The 15,875-nt window shown below is 73.3% G+C and carries 16 protein-coding genes; 9 read left to right on the forward strand and 7 right to left on the reverse strand.

All coding sequences use genetic code 11. The features are described 5' to 3' along the window. Positions 1–136 precede the first annotated feature (136 nt). The 6 genes from ACFP3U_RS04085 to ACFP3U_RS04110 all read left to right on the forward strand — a co-directional run bounded on the left by ACFP3U_RS04085 (position 137) and on the right by ACFP3U_RS04110 (position 7,459). Complete coding sequence (locus ACFP3U_RS04085) at positions 137–1,387, forward strand: ABC transporter ATP-binding protein (protein WP_380223758.1); 1,251 nt, start codon at positions 137–139, stop codon at positions 1,385–1,387. Continuing rightward, positions 1,377–2,045, forward strand: a complete 669-nt coding sequence (locus ACFP3U_RS04090; protein WP_380223759.1) for an ABC transporter permease — start codon at positions 1,377–1,379, stop codon at positions 2,043–2,045. The genes ACFP3U_RS04085 and ACFP3U_RS04090 overlap by 11 nt, the downstream gene beginning before the upstream one ends. Then, the gene (locus tag ACFP3U_RS04095) at positions 2,042–2,734 is read left to right on the forward strand and encodes an ABC transporter permease (protein ID WP_380223760.1); all 693 of its coding nucleotides are present in this window, start codon (positions 2,042–2,044) and stop codon (positions 2,732–2,734) included. The genes ACFP3U_RS04090 and ACFP3U_RS04095 overlap by 4 nt, the downstream gene beginning before the upstream one ends. 136 nt (positions 2,735–2,870) lie before the next feature. Next, positions 2,871–3,836 (forward strand): ABC transporter substrate-binding protein, encoded by a 966-nt coding sequence (locus ACFP3U_RS04100; RefSeq protein WP_380223761.1) that lies wholly within the window; start codon positions 2,871–2,873, stop codon positions 3,834–3,836. A gap of 188 nt (positions 3,837–4,024) precedes the next feature. After that, positions 4,025–4,705: a hypothetical protein gene (locus ACFP3U_RS04105; protein ID WP_380223762.1), complete on the forward strand. Its 681-nt coding sequence runs from the start codon at positions 4,025–4,027 to the stop codon at positions 4,703–4,705. 978 nt (positions 4,706–5,683) lie between these two features. Then, entirely contained in the window at positions 5,684–7,459 is a 1,776-nt protein-coding gene (locus ACFP3U_RS04110; protein ID WP_380223763.1) for a glycosyl hydrolase family 18 protein, read from the forward strand. A 206-nt stretch (positions 7,460–7,665) separates the two neighbouring features. On the opposite strand, the gene ACFP3U_RS04115 is transcribed toward ACFP3U_RS04110, so the two are convergent. The 5 genes from ACFP3U_RS04115 to ACFP3U_RS04135 all read right to left on the reverse strand — a co-directional run bounded on the left by ACFP3U_RS04115 (position 7,666) and on the right by ACFP3U_RS04135 (position 12,958). Then, positions 7,666–9,081: a multidrug effflux MFS transporter gene (locus ACFP3U_RS04115; RefSeq protein WP_380223764.1), complete on the reverse strand. Its 1,416-nt coding sequence runs from the start codon at positions 9,079–9,081 to the stop codon at positions 7,666–7,668. A 184-nt stretch (positions 9,082–9,265) separates the two neighbouring features. Next, positions 9,266–9,745, reverse strand: coding sequence for a hypothetical protein (locus ACFP3U_RS04120; protein ID WP_380223765.1), 480 nt, complete (start codon positions 9,743–9,745; stop codon positions 9,266–9,268). Between the two features lie 351 nt (positions 9,746–10,096). Further along, entirely contained in the window at positions 10,097–10,975 is an 879-nt protein-coding gene (locus tag ACFP3U_RS04125) for an alkaline phosphatase family protein (RefSeq protein ID WP_380223766.1), read from the reverse strand. Positions 10,976–11,256: 281 nt separating this feature from the next. After that, positions 11,257–11,664 (reverse strand): ADP-ribosylation/crystallin J1, encoded by a 408-nt coding sequence (locus tag ACFP3U_RS04130; protein ID WP_380223768.1) that lies wholly within the window; start codon positions 11,662–11,664, stop codon positions 11,257–11,259. 103 nt (positions 11,665–11,767) lie between these two features. After that, complete coding sequence (locus tag ACFP3U_RS04135) at positions 11,768–12,958, reverse strand: acyl-CoA dehydrogenase family protein (RefSeq protein ID WP_380223769.1); 1,191 nt, start codon at positions 12,956–12,958, stop codon at positions 11,768–11,770. A 107-nt stretch (positions 12,959–13,065) separates the two neighbouring features. Here ACFP3U_RS04135 and ACFP3U_RS04140 point away from each other — a divergent pair, with 107 nt between their 5' ends. Both ACFP3U_RS04140 and ACFP3U_RS04145 read left to right on the forward strand, forming a co-directional pair. Continuing rightward, positions 13,066–13,719, forward strand: coding sequence for a GNAT family N-acetyltransferase (locus ACFP3U_RS04140; protein WP_380223770.1), 654 nt, complete (start codon positions 13,066–13,068; stop codon positions 13,717–13,719). A 38-nt stretch (positions 13,720–13,757) separates the two neighbouring features. After that, positions 13,758–14,087: a hypothetical protein gene (locus ACFP3U_RS04145; protein WP_380223771.1), complete on the forward strand. Its 330-nt coding sequence runs from the start codon at positions 13,758–13,760 to the stop codon at positions 14,085–14,087. Positions 14,088–14,130: 43 nt separating this feature from the next. Here the strand turns inward: ACFP3U_RS04145 and ACFP3U_RS04150 are convergent, their stop codons facing one another. Then, positions 14,131–14,439 carry an AzlD domain-containing protein gene (locus tag ACFP3U_RS04150; protein ID WP_380223773.1) on the reverse strand — a complete coding sequence of 103 codons (309 nt, stop codon included), beginning with the start codon at positions 14,437–14,439 and terminating at the stop codon, positions 14,131–14,133. Continuing rightward, positions 14,439–15,200 carry an AzlC family ABC transporter permease gene (locus ACFP3U_RS04155; RefSeq protein ID WP_380223774.1) on the reverse strand — a complete coding sequence of 254 codons (762 nt, stop codon included), beginning with the start codon at positions 15,198–15,200 and terminating at the stop codon, positions 14,439–14,441. The genes ACFP3U_RS04150 and ACFP3U_RS04155 overlap by 1 nt, the downstream gene beginning before the upstream one ends. A gap of 69 nt (positions 15,201–15,269) precedes the next feature. On the opposite strand from ACFP3U_RS04155, the gene ACFP3U_RS04160 reads away from it, so the two are divergent. Next, positions 15,270–15,857, forward strand: a complete 588-nt coding sequence (locus ACFP3U_RS04160) for a helix-turn-helix domain-containing protein (protein ID WP_380223775.1) — start codon at positions 15,270–15,272, stop codon at positions 15,855–15,857. Positions 15,858–15,875 lie beyond the last annotated feature (18 nt).

The following is a 15,875-nucleotide window of genomic DNA, read 5'->3' on the forward strand; positions in this document are numbered from 1 at the left end:
CAGAGCCCCCGCAGACCAAGACAGAGCGACCGACAGAGCGATTGCCAGACAGACCGACAGACCCACAGACCCACAGACAGACCGACACCACCATCGGCGCCACCGGCCGGGAGCCGCCGAGACGAGGACACTCCCCGTGATCAGATTCGACGGCGCGGGCAAGCGCCACCCCGACGGCACGGTCGCCGTCGAGGGCCTCGACCTCGACATCCCCACCGGTCGGACGACCGTCCTGGTGGGCCCGTCCGGCTGTGGGAAGACGACCCTGCTGCGGATGGTCAACCGCATGGTCGAACCGACCTCGGGCCGGGTCCTGCTGGACGGCACCGACGTGAGCGAGCTGGACCCCGCCAAGCTGCGGCGGGGCATCGGCTACGTGATCCAGCAGGCCGGGCTGTTCCCGCACCGGCGGGTGATCGACAACATCGCGACCGTTCCCTATCTACTCGGCTGGGACCGGAAGAAGGCCCGCGCCCGGGCGGCCGAACTGCTCGACCTGGTCGGGCTCGCGCCCGAGACCGCCCGGCGGTACCCCTTCCAGCTCTCCGGAGGCCAGCAGCAGCGGGTGGGTGTCGCGCGGGCGCTGGCCGCCGACCCGCCGGTGCTGCTGATGGACGAACCGTTCAGCGCCGTCGACCCGGTGGTCCGCGCCGGGCTCCAGGAGGAGTTGCTGCGCCTCCAGTCCGAGTTGCACAAGACGGTGCTGTTCGTCACGCACGACATCGAGGAGGCCGTCCGGCTCGGCGACCAGGTCGTGGTGCTGCGCGAGCGCGGCCGGATCGCCCAGCTCGCGGACCCGCACACGCTGCTCACGGCGCCCGCCGACGCGGACGTCGCCGCCTTCCTCGGACGTGACCGGGGCCTGCGCGGGCTCGGTCTGCGGCCGGCCGCCGCCGTCGCCGTCCGCCCGATACCCGGCGGCCCGGGCGACGGGCCGGCTCAGCGGTCGCCGCACGGCGTGCGGTTCGGCGTACGGTTCGGCGGATGGGAGCTGACGCTGGACGACCAGCGGCGCCCCATCGGCTGGATCGACCGGGAGGCGCCGGGCGCCGCCCTGGAGCCCGCGCCGGGATTCCGGCCCGACGCCGACACCCTGCGCGGCGCCCTGGACGCCGCCGTGCTCTCCCCCGCCGGGATCGCGGTCGCCCTGGACGCCGACGGCCGCGCGATCGGCACGGCCGACCGCGAGGCGGTCCTGGCCGCGCTGGCCCGTCCCTCCCCCGTCGACATCGCGGCTCCGGGGCACCCGAGCGGAGTCGGCGCCGCCGACACGAGCGCGGTCGGCGCGAGCGAGACCGGCCCCAGCGCGGCCGCGACGACCACCGTCACCTCCCGCGCGACCGCGTCGGGTGCCGTCGAGACGGACGGAGCCGGCGGTGGACGATGAACCGATCATCCGGTGGTACTGGATCGGCGACCACCTCGGCTACCTCGGCGACCTGCTCGCCGACCACGCCGTCATCGCGCTGCTCCCGGTGCTGATCGGCCTGCTGCTGGCGATCCCGCTCGGCCTGGCGTGCACCCGGTTCCCGCGCCTCTACCAGCCGCTCGCCGCCGTCTTCAACGTCGTCTACGCCCTGCCCTCGCTGGCCGTCTTCGTGGTGCTCATCCCGTACACCGGGCTGGCCACCCAGGCGACCGTGATGGTCCCGCTCACCTTCTACGCGCTCGCGGTGCTGCTGCCGACGACGGTGGACGGGCTGCGTGCCGTCCCCGATCCGGTCCGGCAGGCCGCGACCGCCATGGGCTACGGCCCGTGGCACCGGCTCGCCGCCGTCGAACTGCCCGCCGCCGTCCCCTATCTGGTGGCCGGCCTGCGGGTGGCGGCCGTCTCCAGCATCTCGCTGGCCTCGGTCGGCGCGCTGGTCGGCCGGGGCGGTCTCGGCTACCTGTTCATCGACGGCTTCCAGCGCACCTTCCCGACCCCGATCGTGGCGGGGATCGTACTGATCGCCGCACTCGCCCTGGCCGTGGACCTGCTGCTGGTCGGCGCCCGCCGGCTGCTCGCGCCCTGGGCCGTCCGCGAGAAGGGAGCGGGCCAGTGAACTGGTTCACCTGGCTGGGAGACTTCTTCTCCGACCCGGACCGCCGCGACGGCTCGAACGCCATCGTCCACCGGATCGCCGAGCACCTGCTGCTCTCCGGCGAGGCGCTGCTCTACGCCGCGCTGCTCGCCGTCCCGCTCGGGCTGCTGATCGGCTACACCGGACGCGGCGTCACCGCGGTGACCGCCATGGCCGGCGCCACCCGCGCCCTGCCGACGCTCGGGCTGGTGACGCTGGCGGTCCTGCTCGCGGGCGTCGGCGACACCGCCGTCCTGGTGCCGCTGGTCGCGCTGGCCGCCCCGCCGCTGCTGGTCGCCGCCGTCGAGGGGGTGCGCGGCACCGACCCGGACGTGCGGGACGCGGCGCGCGGCGTCGGGCTGACGCACCCGCAGGTGCTGTGGCAGGTCTGTCTGCCGTCGGCGCTGCCGACCCTGCTGGCCGGCTTCCGGACCGCGACCGTGCAGGTCATCGCGACCGCGACGGTGGCCGCGTACGTCGGGCTCGGCGGTCTCGGCCGGTACGTCGTCGACGGGCTGGCCACCCGGGACTACGCGGTGACGATCGGCGGCGCGCTGCTGGTCGTGCTGCTCGCGGTCGCGGCCCAGGTGTTCTTCGCGCTGCTGGCCCGGTACGCGATCCCGCCCGGGCTGCGGGCGCAGCAGCGGGCTGCAGGCCGCCGGTCGTCGTGACCGCGGGGGCGGCGTCCCTGTCCCCTTGTCTCCGCGCTTCCCGTTCCCGTTCCCGTACCCGTTCCTGGCCGCTTTCGGTCCTGCCCGTTCGATCTTTCCTTCCCTAGTTGTTCACCCCGAGAGGACACGTATCACCATGTCGACATTCACCTCAGCCACCGGGAAGGTCTCGGTTCGCCGGGCCGCCGGGCTGGCCGTTCTCGCCGCGCTCACCCTCACCGCGACCGCCTGCTCCTCCTCCGGCGGCGACCCGCTGGGCGGTGGCGCGTCGGCCTCGGCCGCCGGCGGCAGCGCCTCCGCGGGTGCGGCCTCCGGCGGGACGGTCGTGGTCGGCTCGGCCAACTTCCCCGAGAACGTGCTGCTCGGCTCGATCTACTCGCAGGCGCTGCGGGCCAAGGGCGTCAAGGTCGAGGAGAAGTTCAACATCGGCAGCCGCGAGGTGCTCTACGGGCAGTTGCAGAGCGGCAACCTGTCCGTGCTGCCCGAGTACAACGGCGCGCTGCTCGCCTACCTGGGCGGCAAGGCGGCCGAGCCGACCAAGGACGCCGTCAACGCCGAGCTGGCGAAGACGCTGCCCGCCTCGCTCGGGATCCTCGACTCCTCCCCCGCCGAGGACAAGGACACCCTGAGCGTCAGCCAGGAGTCCGCCGACAAGTACGGGCTCAAGACCATCGGCGACCTGGCCGCCAAGGCGGGCGAGTTCACCATCGGCGGCCCGCCGGAGTTCAAGTCCCGCCAGGAGCAGCCGCTCAAGGACATCTACGGTCTGACCTTCAAGGAGTGGAAGTCGACCGGCGAGACCACGGCCAACGCGCTCAAGGACGGCTCGCTGCAGGTCGGCAACGTCTTCTCCACCGACCCGAAGATCACCCAGCTGAAGCTCGTCCCGCTCGCCGACCCGAAGAACCTGTTCGGTGCCCAGAACGTCACGCCGCTGGTCAACAAGGCCAAGGTGGACGCGACGGCGATCGGTGCGCTCAACGCGGTGTCGGCCAAGCTGGACACGACGGGGCTGCTGGCGCTGATGCAGAAGGTCGCGGTGGACAAGGAGGACCCGTCGGCGGTGGCCAAGGAGTGGCTGAAGAGCAACGGGCTGTCCTGACCCTCGGTGGGCGGGAGGGGCACCGCCGCCGGGCGGGGTCGGTCGGGAGGACGGCCCCGACCGGCCCGGCCGGCCCGGCCCGGCGGCGGTGCCGGTCCGGGGTGCCTGGGTGCCGGGTGCCGGGCGCCGGGTGCCTGGGCGTGCGGCAGATCTTCCCTTGAGCGGCGCGGACATGACAGGGTGACGGCATGCGCACACGCCTTCTCGCCGCCACCCTCACGGCGTTCGCCGCGGTGAGCCTCGCCGCGTGCTCCAGCTCCGGCTCGGACTCCGGCACCACCGCCGCCGGCACCACGGCATCGGGCACCCCCACCACGTCGGCCGCCGCGACCGCCTCCGGCCCGGCACCGGGGGCCACCGACGCTTCCGGGTCCGGCGCGACATCCGGCTCCACGGCCGGGTCCACGACCGGACCCACGGCCGGCAGCACGGCCGGAACGTCCGCCGGGGCGACCGGGCCCGCGACCGCGAACCCGCCCACCCCGGCGTCCACCGCTTCCGCGCCGGTCACCGGCTCCCCCGCCGACTCACCGGCCGCCGCCGACCCCGGCAACCCTCCGGCCGCGCCGAAGCCGGCGCCGCCCACCGACGCGGGACTGCCCGCCAAGCCCGCCGCGGACGTCACCGCACAGGTGGTCGCCGCCCTGGAGGCGATCGACCCGGCGATCGTCGGCGGCAAGCCCGAGCAGGCCGTCGACCGGGCCCGCAACCAGTGCCAGGCGATGTACCAGTTCCCGAAGGACAGGGCCAAGTTGATCGACCTGGCCAACCAGCGCTTCACGGATCCCGCCCACCCCCAGGGTTTCGGAGCCGAGAAGGCGGAGAAAATCCTCGACGCGCTGCGCACCACCCTCTGCCCGCCGGCCTGAGTCCGTTCCGGTGGGCTCCCGATTGGCCCGGTGTCCTGAGCGCCGGGCCCGCCGTGGCCGCGCGCGACGACCACCGCGCGGCCACGGCACCCTCACCACCGGCTCAGACGAGGCTCCAGGCGGTGTCCTTGTCGTCGGACGAGACGAAGTTCATGGGTCCCTCCTCTCCGGGGGATCGACGTACGCGTGTGAGCACGCGTGCAGGCGCCGACGTTCGGCGTTCGGCACGCGGACGCGCACAGGTGGAACGAACTGCGGGACGGTGGGCGCGCCCGCGCCGTCCGGCGCTCCGGCGGACGAGCGAACGGGCGGACGGGGGAACGTGGGAACGTGGGAACGGGCGGAAAGTCGGGCCGCGAGGTGTGAAGGCGTTCGGGCCCGCCGACGGACAGGGCGGACGAGCGCGAGGCGAACGGACACGGTCCGGCCGCCGGCCACCGGAGGCGGCGGGCGGGGACCCGGGAGCCGGCGGCTCACTCGTGCGGGCGGCAGCCGCCCTCTCTGTCGAGCTTCCAGTCGAGGTCTCGCATGACTCCGATGATGTCCGAACGGCCGCACCGGTCACAACCGGATTGTTCGGCGGTTGACCGCTCCTCGGCCAACCTCAGCGCTTCTCTGGCGAACTGTTAGGACTCTTGACAGAGGAGTGGTCTAGTCCAACCATAGGCATGTCGATCCGACCGGGATGCACTGTGGGGGTGTGACCACCGGCGGCTGAGGCATCGCCCTGCCCTGCTCCGCTCCGCCCCCAGGCCCCGTCACGGCGCACCCGCACGCCCCGCCCACGCGGTCCGTCCGTGCCGCGGGTCCACGGGGTTCGCATGCCCCCGCGCACCGTTCCGCCGTACGGCCGAAAGGCTCCCCGCCCGGCCTCGCACGTCTCCCTGCTCGTCTCCCTGCACGTCCACCGCGCACGTCCGCGGTGCGGTTCCGCACGCTTCACCAACGTCCTGCCCCACCAAGTCTGTTGGAGAAACCATGCGTCTACCCAGGACACTCCGGGCCGCCCTGACGGCCTGTGCCACCCTCGTCGCGTCCGCCGGCCTGGTCGCCGGCGCGGTACCGGCGGGCGCGGCGCCCGCGAGCCCGGCCACCGCCGAGGTCGCCGCGGCGACCCCGCTGCCCACCCGGGTGTTCGCCCCCTACTTCGAGGCCTGGACCGGCGAGAGCCCCGCCGCGCTGGCCGCGCAGTCCGGCGCCAAGCACCTGACGATGGCGTTCCTCCAGACCGCCACCAAGGGCTCGTGCACGCCGTACTGGAACGGCGACACCTCGCTGCCCGTCGCGCAGTCGTCCTTCGGCGCCGACTTCGCCAAGATCCGCGCCAACGGCGGCGACGTCATCCCGTCCTTCGGCGGCTACACCGCCGACAACACCGGCACCGAACTGGCCGACAGCTGCACCGACGTCAACCAGATCGCCGCCGCGTTCGAGAACCTCATCACCACCTACGACATCAGCCGGATCGACCTGGACATCGAGGACAACTCGCTGACCAACACCGGCGGCATCGACCGCCGCAACAAGGCGATCAAGCTGGTCCAGGACTGGGCGGCCGCCAACGGCCGGCAGATCCAGTTCTCCTACACACTGCCGACCACCACCGGCGGCCTCGCCTCCAACGGCCTCGCGGTGCTGCGGAACGCCGTCAGCAACAACGCCCGCATCGACGTCGTCAACATGATGACGTTCGACTACTACGACAACGCCGCGCACGACATGGCGGCCGACACCCAGACCGCGGCCACCGGCCTGTACAACCAGCTGGCCAAGCTCTACCCGGCCAAGACCCCCGCCCAGCTGTGGAGTTCGATCGGCATCACCGAGATGGTCGGCGTCGACGACTTCGGTCCGGCGGAGACCTTCACGCTCGCCAACGCCACCACCGTCTACAACTGGGCGGTGTCGAAGGGGATCAACACCCTGTCCTTCTGGGCACTCCAGCGCGACAACGGCGGCTGCCCCGGCTCCAACGCCCGCGACGACTGCTCCGGAATCGCCCAGAACATCTGGGACTTCACCAGGATCTTCGCCCCGTTCACCAGCAACACCCAGCCGGGCAACGACTTCTCGGTCGGCGTGAGCCCCAACTCCTCCACCGTGGCCGCCGGTTCGTCGGCGACCGCGACCGTCGGCACCGCCGTCACCTCCGGCTCGGCGCAGAGCGTCAACCTCACTGTGACCGGCGCCCCGGCCGGCGTCACCGCCACCGTCAACCCCGGCAGCGTCACCGCCGGCTCCCCCGCCACCCTCACCATCGCCACCGCGGCCACCACCACCCCCGGCACCTATCCGCTCACCCTCACCGGCACCGCCGCCTCCGGCAGCCACACCAGCACCTACACGCTGACCGTCACCGGCGTCACGCCGCCCGACGGCCTGGTGAACGGCGGCCTGGAGACCGGCAGCCTCGGCCCGTGGACCTGCCAGGCCGGCGGCAGCGTGGTGAGCACCCCGGTCCACTCGGGCTCGTACGCGCTGCAGGCGGCGGCCGGCCCGGCCCAGACCGGCCAGTGCGCCCAGACCGTCACCCTGGCGCCCAACAAGGCGTACACGCTGACCGGTTGGGTCCAGGGCAACTACGCCTACGTCGGCGTGAGCGGCGGCGCCACCGGCTCCACCTGGACGAGCGCCTCCGGCTGGACCAAGCTCACCGTCCCGTTCACCACCGGCGCCTCCGGCACCGTGACGGTCTACCTGCACGGCTGGTACAGCCAGGGCAGCGTCTACGGCGACGACTTCTCGATCGCCTGACCGACGGCTGACGGCTGACGGCTGACGAACAACGGCTGACAGCTGACAACTGACAGATTTCAGATGACAGATATCAGCTAACAGATTTTGTCAACTGTCATTCGTCAGTCATCCCGCCCCGCCCCACTCCCCCGCCGGGGTGCCACGACCACCTGTCGTGGCACCCCGGCGGGACGCGTCGGCGGCCTGCCCGGTCCGGGCTCCGCTCACGCGGCGGCCGGCTCCGGGGCGTCGGCCGGGGTGGTCTTCGCGGGCCGCATGAGCAGCAGGTAGGACGCGGCGGAGAGCAGCGAGCAGCCGAGCACGACGACCGCGAGCAGTACGGCCGACGGACTGCCGCCCAGGCTGCTGAGCGGAGCGACGACCGCACCGCAGAGGAAGGTGCCGGTCCCGAGGAGCGCGGAGGCGGAGCCGGCGGCCTGCGGGTCCACCAGGCTGAGTGCCCGGGCGCCCGAGTTCGGCAGGACCATGCCGAGGCTGGTCATCATCACGAACAGCGAGGCGCAGACGGCGACCAGTCCGAGGTCCCAGACGGCGGTGACCAGGACCAGGGCCACCCCTGCGGCGATCATCGTCGCCAGCCCCGTCCGCATCAGCGCGGCGGCGGGGAACCGGGGTGCCAGGACGCGCGCATTGAGCTGGGTGGCACCGACGAGCCCCACCGAGTTGAGCCCGAAGAGCAGGCTGTAGGTCTGCGGCGACACGTGGTAGACGTGCTGGAGCACCACCGAGGAGCCGCTGATGTAGCCGAACAGCGTGCCGAAGGCGAAGGTGCTGGTCAGCAGCAGGCCCAGGAACGGCACGTTGCGCAGCAGTCCGCCCATCGTGCGCAGGGTGGTGCTCAGGCCGCCGCCGCGCCGGGCGGCGGCGGGGAGGGTTTCGCGCAGGGCGCCGAAGGCCAGCAGGGTGAGCAGGAGGCCGAGGGCGGCCAGCGCGCCGAAGGTGCCGCGCCAGGAGGTGAAGCGCATCATCTGCGCGCCGACGAGCGGCGCGAGGATCGGGGCGAGGCCGGATATCAGGGTGATCGAGGCGAGGAAGCGGATCATCGCGACGCCCTCGAAGCGGTCCCGGGCGACGGCCCGGCCGATAACCAGTCCGGCGGCGCCCGCGGCGCCCTGGACGAAGCGTGCGGCGATCAGCACGGTCAGGTTGGGCGCGATCACGCAGACGAGGCTGGCGAGGGTGTAGAGGACGAGGCCGGCGAGCAGGGGTGGCCGGCGCCCGAAGCGGTCGCTGAGCGGTCCGAAGATCAGCTGTCCTGCGGCGACGCCGAACATCGAGAAGGTGAGGGTGAGCTGGACGGCGGCCGGTTCGGCGACGAAGTCATCGGCGATCGCGGGCAGTCCGGGCAGGTAGAGGTCGGTGGTGAGCGGGCCGAGGGCGACCAGGCCGCCGAGGACGCCGATGGTGGCGCGGGCGGTCGTGCCACCGGAGGGGGCGGTGGCGGACGCATCGGCGAGGGACGGGTCGCCGGCGGACGGGTCAGCCGACGGGTCTGCGACGGACGAATCGGCGGCCGAGGCGGTGGCGGCGGCGCCGGTCTCGGCCTCGGTCTCGTTCGCGGTGGGGGTGGAGGGGGCGGTCGACGTGTCACCGGCAGAGCCGGCGGTCGGACCAGGCATGGGGCTCCTCTCGGAACGAGCACGGCGATCGTGCTCGCTCCGTCCTACCCCAGCGGCCGGGGCCACCGACAGTCGGGGCCCGCCACCCGGCCCATTCCGGGCCCGCCCGGGAGCCCCGGCTCGGGAGCGTCAGCACGGGGCTGTGGGAGCGGGGCCGTGGGCACGGGACTGTGGGCGCGGAGCGTCAGCGCGGAAGCCGCTCGGCCCGGAGGGCGGCCTGGACGGCGGCACCGTCCTGCCACGCGTAGAGCTGGTTGCCCGTCAGGGTGACCTTGTAGTGGCCGCAGGAGCCGGTGGCCTTCGACGTGATCCCGTCCGGGAACCAGCCCGCCTTCAGGGAGACCGGCGCCAGGTGGTTGCCCTTGGTGGGCTCGCCGGCGGTGCAGCCCGCGGGCAGCCGGCCCTCCGGGAGGGTGGCGCGCAGCAGGCGGTCGTCGCCGGTGGTGGACATCAGGTAGCGGATTGACGTGGCGTTGTCGGGCAGCCAGGTCGGCACCGAGCGGCGGTCGGCCTTGGCGTCGCTGCCACTCGCGTAGGTGGACTGCTCCTGGTGCCGGCCGTCGTACCACTCGGCGACCCTCGGCCCGACCGCCACGGCCGCGACGGCGACGGCCATGCCCGTACCCACCACTCCGATTGCGACCTTGCTCGCGATGCCGTTCATCCCCGCGTGTCCTCTCCTGCGTCGTGCTGCTGTGCGTCCGGCCGACCCGTTCGCCCCGTCGGGACCGGGACCGGCTCCCCGTTGTCTTCCATCCTGGGGCGCGCCGGGGGCCCCGGACGTCACCAGGAGGTCGTGGTCTTCCGCCGTCCTTGGGGGGTACGCCCTCCACCTTGAGACGTACACGTGTCCGGCGGGTCTCGGGGTTCACCCCGGTCGAGCCTGGCCCAGACCCGTGGGGCGCGCAGCCCGGCCGGGGCCGCCCGGGTGCCGGTGCGGCGCGTCGGCCACCCGGTTGCCGGACACGGTCCTGGCCTGCCCCCGCCGGCGCCGTGACCGGTCTGTGCGTGGGCGTCAGGCCGCGGTCGTCGCGGGCACGGCGACCGGGAAGGGGCGTCCGTCCAGGGTCCAGTGCGGGTCGATCGGCCGGCCGAGGGCGGCGAAGACCTGGGCCGCGACGTCGGGGTGGCGGATCTCCCCGGTGGGCGGGGCGGCGGGGATGCCGGGGCCGGCGCAGGCGACCCAGGCGGTGCGCTCCTCGACCGTGCGCCCGCCGTGGCCGCCGGCGTCCACGTGGCCGTGGTCGGTGACGACGATGATCGTCCAGGCCTCGTCGGCGTAGCCGGGCCGGGCCCGGACCGCGTCGAGGAGCCGACCGAGCCGCTCGTCGGCGGTGCGCATCGAGGCGCGGTACTCCTCGCCGCAGCCGAGGAAGTGGGCGGTCTCGTCGACGGCGCCGAGGTAGACGAAGGAGGCCTCGGGGTCGGCGTCGCGCAGTACGTCCACGGCCTCCCGGGTGATCTCCTCGTCGACGGCCTCCCAGGCCTCGGGGGTGTCCTCGGCGGGGGCGACGTAGCAGAGGCGGCCGGGCGCGCGGAAGAGCGGTCCGCCGGACTCGCTGATCACCAGCGGGTCCCAGCCGGCCGCGACGAAGGTGCGGCGGTGGTCGCCCCGGGCCAGCCGGGTGGTGAAGTCGGGGAAGACGTCGAGCCGGTTGCCGCCGAAGTGGTTGCCCCAGACGCCGTGCTTGGCGGGCTCGACGCCGGTGACGATGGTGGTCCAGCACGGGCCGGACATGGTGGGCGTGGCGTCCGCCACCGTCACGGGCGCCAGGAAGCCGGCCTCGGCGACCTCCGCGAGCCTCGGCATCGGGACCTGGTCCAGCAGGTCGTACCGGACGCCGTCGATCCCGACGACGAGAACCCGGGGGCGCGGCAGCGGCGGTATGGACATGGCGTGGCGGTTCCTTTCACGGTGCGGGTGCCGACCGCACCCGCAGCGGGGCGGGCGTCGGCGACCGCGCCATGCTCCACCGCCGGTCGAACCGCGAGGTTTCCTGCCGGGGAACGCCGGATGTCCTGGCAGCGTCCGACGGCCACCGGGGGTGGGGTCGGGCGGCGACTGACAACTGACAGATGACAGATGACAGATATTGAAATCTGTCATCTGTTATCTGTCAGTTGTCAGCTGTCAGTCGGCCCCGGTCGGCGGGCCGGGGGCCGGCCCACCGGGGCTCACGGCTGCGGGCGGAACTCGTGCACCACTTCGACGCGCCCGACGATGTGCCGGTTGAACTCCTCCAGCTCCTCGGCAGGAACCCAGAGTTCGACGATGGTGCGGCCGCCGACCTGGCGGACGGGGTAGCGGTCGAGGAAGGCGGTCTCCACCTCGAAGCGGGTGACGTAGCCGACTCCGGAGGCGGGGACGTTCCAGTCGCGCGCGATGCGGATCGCGTAGTCCTCGTTCAGCACGGGGTAGAAGATCGGCTGGTCGGGCAGGCGCGGCGGCCATGCCCGCCAGTCGGCCACCTCCACCAGGGCCAGTTCCTCGGGCCCGGTGGGGCGCCAGAGCGTCGTGGTGGCCACGGCGGACGCGGTGGACGCGGTGGAGGTGCTCGTGAGCTGGTTCGTCGGGCCGTTCATGAGCACGAAGCTAGCCATGAACGGCCCGAACCGGAACCGATTTTCATACAGGCACCGGCAGCCGAGGCGGACGGAGCACGGAGCGCGGAGCAGCGGCAGCCGGTCAGCGGTAGGCGGACTCGCCGGTGATCGCCTCGCCGAGGACGAGGGTGTGGATCTCGCTGGTGCCCTCGTAAGTGAGCACCGACTCCAGGTTGTTGGCGTGCCGCAGGACCGGGTACTCGGTGGTGATGCCGTTGGCGCCGAGCACGGTGCGGGCGCTGCGGGCGATCTCCAGGGCGGCCCGGACGTTGTTGAGCTTGCCGAAGCTGATGTGCGCCGGGCGCGCCGCGCCCTCGTCCTTGAGCCGGCCGATCCGCAGCGCGACCAGGTAGGCCTTCTCCACCTCCAGCATCATCTCGACGAGCTTCTGCTGGGTGAGCTGGAACCCGGCGATCGGGCGGTCGAACTGGACGCGGGTCTTCGCGTAGTCGAGGGCGGCGGTGTAGCAGTCGCGGGCGGCGCCGACGGTGCCCCAGAGGATGCCGTAGCGGGCCTCGTTCAGGGAGGAGAGCGGTCCGCGCAGGCCGGTGACGCCCGGGAGGACGGCGTCGGCGGGCAACACGAGCTCGTCGAAGGCGAGTTCGCTGGTCACCGAGGCGCGCAGCGACAGTTTGCCGTGCACGTCGGTGGTGGTGAAGCCGGGCATGCCGGGTTCGACCAGGAAGCCGCGGACGCCGTCGTCGGTCTGCGCCCAGACGACCGCGACATCGGAGATGGAGCCGTTGGTGATCCACATCTTGGAGCCGGAGAGCACCCAGTCCGCGCCCTCGCCGGCGCCCTTGCGGCGGGCCCGGGTGCGCATGTTGGCGGGGTCGGAGCCGAAGTCCGGTTCGGTGAGGGCGAAGCAGCCGATCAGTTCGCCGGCGGCGAGGCCGGGCAGCCAGCGCTGCTTCTGCTCCTCGGAGCCGAACGCGTGGATGGCGCGCATGGCCAGCGAGCCCTGGACGGAGACGAAGCTGCGCAGGCCCGAGTCGGCGGCTTCCAGTTCCATGCAGGCGACCCCGTAGGCGACGGCGGTCGAGCCGGTGCAGCCGTAACCGTCGAGGTGCATGCCGAGCACGCCGAGGGCGCCGAGTTCGGGGGCGAGTTCGCGGGCGGGGAAGACCCCGCGCTCGAACCATTCGCCGATGTGCGGGCGGATCCGGTCGTCGGCGAACTTCCGCACGGTGTCGCGGACGAGCCGCTCCTCGTCGGTGAGCAGGTCGCCGACGGCGAGCAGGTCGGCGGGGTCGATCCTGGGCGGCTTCGCCATTGAAGCTCCTTGTACTCTCGGCGGACGCGAACCGGTCGCGGCGTTGGGTACCGGCGAGTATTCCGCACGGGACCCGTCCCCGGACCGCCGGAGACGAGGGAGTGAGCATGTACACAATTCGGCCGGTGACCGCGGAGGAACTGCGCGACGCGGCGGTCCGCCTGGGCGAGTTGCTCGCGGACACCGTCGACGGGGGCTCCTCGGTCGGGTTCCTCGCTCCGCTCGACCGCGGTGCGGCGGCCGACTGGTGGCGGGCGCTGGCGCCGGACGTGGCGGCGGGCCGGCTGTTGCTCTGGGTCGCGTACGCCGGGGAAGGCGCCGAGCCCGGCGCGGGCACCGAACCCGGCATCACCGCAGGCGGCGTCCGGATCGCCGGGACGGTGCAGCTGCGTCCGGCGACGACCGCCAACGGCCGGCACCGTGCGGACGTCGCCAAGTTGATGGTCCACCGGGCGGACCGGGGCAACGGCCTGGCCGGCCGGCTGCTCGCGGCCCTGGAGTCGGCGGCCGTCGGCCGCGGCATCCGGACGCTGGTGCTCGACACCGAGACGGGCAGTCCCGCCGAGCGGATGTACGCGGCGGCGGGCTGGACGCGGGTCGGCACGGTGCCGGACTTCGCGACCGACCCGGCGGGGGCGCCGTGCGCGACCACCATCTTCTACAAGGCGCTGCCGGTACCCGGTGAGGTCAGGGCCCAAGACGGTAGCGGGGCCGAGGCCAGGGCCGCCCTGGGGGACGAGCCGGTCGCGTCGCTACGATGACCGCCTTTGCACACGGACGAGGCGTGAGGGGTGGAACCGTGGCACGTTGGGCCGTGGTCGTTCAGGAGACCGAGGGCGTCGGCGACGACCGGATCTGGGGCACAAAGGTGCTCGCCGAGATCGAGGGCGGCCGGGAGGACGCGGTCGCCGAACTGAAGCGGATCGTCCCGACGTACACCCCGCAGCACCCGTTCAACGCCCGGCGGCGCAGGCTGCTGCGGGACGGCGACAGCTACCTGCTGATCCTCCAGGGGAGCATGCGGGACTACCACTGCGTCTTCAAGGTGTGGGAACTGCTCTGGGACAGCAAGCGCCCCGAGGTGCAGCAGGAACGGCTCGCGGCGGCCGAGGGCCGGGGCGCCGGCTGACGCCCTCGCCATGCCCCCGACCCAACCGCCGTCCCGCCGTGGTTCAGGCGACGCCGCAGAGGCGGAGCACCGCCGTGGTCGCGGCGGCCGCGACCACCACGGCCGGGAACGGCGCGCGCCGCAGCGCGAGGACGCCCCCGACCAGGACACCGGCCGGGCGCGCCCATCCGGCGAAGTCGTGGCCCTGGGTGAGCGCGCCGGTCGCGATCAGGGCGACGAGCAGCACGGCCGCGGCGACGGCGAGCAGTCGGCGCACCCGGTCGGAGACGGTCAGCCGGTCGCCGAGCAGCGGTCCGGCGAGCCGGAACGCGTAGGTGCCGGCGGCCAGCAGGAGGACGGCGAGCAGGGACATCAGTGGACCTCCTCGGCGAGGGGCGCGGGGCGTTCGGGCCCGTCGGCGCCGACCGGTTCGGCCTGACCGCCCGTGTCGCCCGGTTCGCCCGTGTCGGCCTGGCGCCCGGCGAACACCAGCCCGGTCAGCGCGAGCAGCACCGGCAGGCCGGCCGGGACGAACGGGGTGGCGGCCACGGCGACCGCGGCGCCGGTCAGGGCGGCGGCGCGGGTGCGGCGGTCGGTGAGCGAGGGAAGGACGAGGGCGAGCAGGACGGCGGGGAAGGCGGCGTCCAGTCCGAGCGCGTCGGTGTCACCGATCAGACCGCCTGCCGCCGCGCCGACGACGACGGAGATGTTCCAGACCACGAACAGCACGAAGCCGCAGACCCAGTACGCCGCCCGGCGCCGTCGCGGGTCGGACTCCAACAGGGTGAACGCGACGGACTCGTCGGTGAGCAGTTGCGCGCCGAGCAGCCGGCGCCAGCGAGGGCCGTCCAGGACGTCGGTGACGGTGAAGCCGAAGGGCAGCAGGCGGGCGTTGAGGACGAGGCCGGTGACGACGGCGGCGAGCGCGCCGCCGCCGGAGAGCACGATGCCGACGGCGGCGAACTGCGCGCCCCCGGCGTAGACGAGGACGGACATGGCGACCGGCACCCAGAGTGGGAGGCCGCCGGAGACGGAGATCGCCCCGAACGAGATGCCCACCAGGGCGTCCGCGAGGCAGACCAGGGCGATGTCACGGAGCGTGGCACGTTCGAGGGTTCGGAGGAGCGAACGCATGTCCAGTAGAGTGAACCAGAGAGGTTTCGTTCGTCAAGGCGAACACTTGGACCTGTGGAGCGAACGCGGATGAGTGGAAGCAACAGCGGACCCGGGGCCGGCGCCTCCGGGAGCGAGCTGATCGAGCTGATCTCGGCGTCGATCCGGCGTGAGCGCGAGCGGGCCGGACTGTCGATGGCCGAACTGGCCCGCCGGGCCGGAATCGCCAAGTCGACGCTCTCCCAACTGGAGTCGGGCGCCGGCAATCCCAGCGTCGAGACGCTCTGGGCGCTCGGCGTCGCGCTGGACGTGCCGTTCAGTCGGCTGGTCGACCCGCCGCGCCCGGTGGTCCGGGTGGTGCGGGCCGGCGAGGGGCCGGTCACCCACTCGGAGCGGGCCGACTACGCCGCGACCCTGCTGGCCTCCTGCCCGCCCAACGCCCGCCGCGACATCTACCGCATCGAGGCCGAACCGGGCGAGACCCGGGCCTCCGACCCGCACATGCCCGGCACCGTCGAACACGTACTGCTGGGCGCCGGACGGGCGCTGGCCGGACCGACCGGGGCGCCCGTCGAACTGGGCCCGGGCGACTACGTGAGCTACCCGGGCGACGCCCCGCACGTGTTCCGCGCCCTGGCGCCGGGCACCCTCGCGGTGATCGTGATGGAGCACATCTGACGGACCGCCGATGGCCGT

This window comes from Kitasatospora misakiensis, assembly GCF_042656005.1.
Classification (GTDB): Bacteria; Actinomycetota; Actinomycetes; order Streptomycetales; family Streptomycetaceae; genus Kitasatospora; species Kitasatospora misakiensis.

Coding starts and splice junctions, on each gene's coding strand:
- ACFP3U_RS04100 (WP_380223761.1), top strand. CDS start 2,871: ATGTCGACATTCACCTCAGCCACCGGGAAGGTCTCGGTTCGCCGGGCC.
- ACFP3U_RS04105 (WP_380223762.1), top strand. CDS start 4,025: ATGCGCACACGCCTTCTCGCCGCCACCCTCACGGCGTTCGCCGCGGTG.
- ACFP3U_RS04110 (WP_380223763.1), top strand. CDS start 5,684: ATGCGTCTACCCAGGACACTCCGGGCCGCCCTGACGGCCTGTGCCACC.
- ACFP3U_RS04115 (WP_380223764.1), bottom strand. CDS start 9,081: ATGCCTGGTCCGACCGCCGGCTCTGCCGGTGACACGTCGACCGCCCCC.
- ACFP3U_RS04120 (WP_380223765.1), bottom strand. CDS start 9,745: ATGAACGGCATCGCGAGCAAGGTCGCAATCGGAGTGGTGGGTACGGGC.
- ACFP3U_RS04125 (WP_380223766.1), bottom strand. CDS start 10,975: ATGTCCATACCGCCGCTGCCGCGCCCCCGGGTTCTCGTCGTCGGGATC.
- ACFP3U_RS04130 (WP_380223768.1), bottom strand. CDS start 11,664: ATGAACGGCCCGACGAACCAGCTCACGAGCACCTCCACCGCGTCCACC.
- ACFP3U_RS04135 (WP_380223769.1), bottom strand. CDS start 12,958: ATGGCGAAGCCGCCCAGGATCGACCCCGCCGACCTGCTCGCCGTCGGC.
- ACFP3U_RS04140 (WP_380223770.1), top strand. CDS start 13,066: ATGTACACAATTCGGCCGGTGACCGCGGAGGAACTGCGCGACGCGGCG.
- ACFP3U_RS04150 (WP_380223773.1), bottom strand. CDS start 14,439: ATGTCCCTGCTCGCCGTCCTCCTGCTGGCCGCCGGCACCTACGCGTTC.
- ACFP3U_RS04155 (WP_380223774.1), bottom strand. CDS start 15,200: ATGCGTTCGCTCCTCCGAACCCTCGAACGTGCCACGCTCCGTGACATC.
- ACFP3U_RS04160 (WP_380223775.1), top strand. CDS start 15,270: ATGAGTGGAAGCAACAGCGGACCCGGGGCCGGCGCCTCCGGGAGCGAG.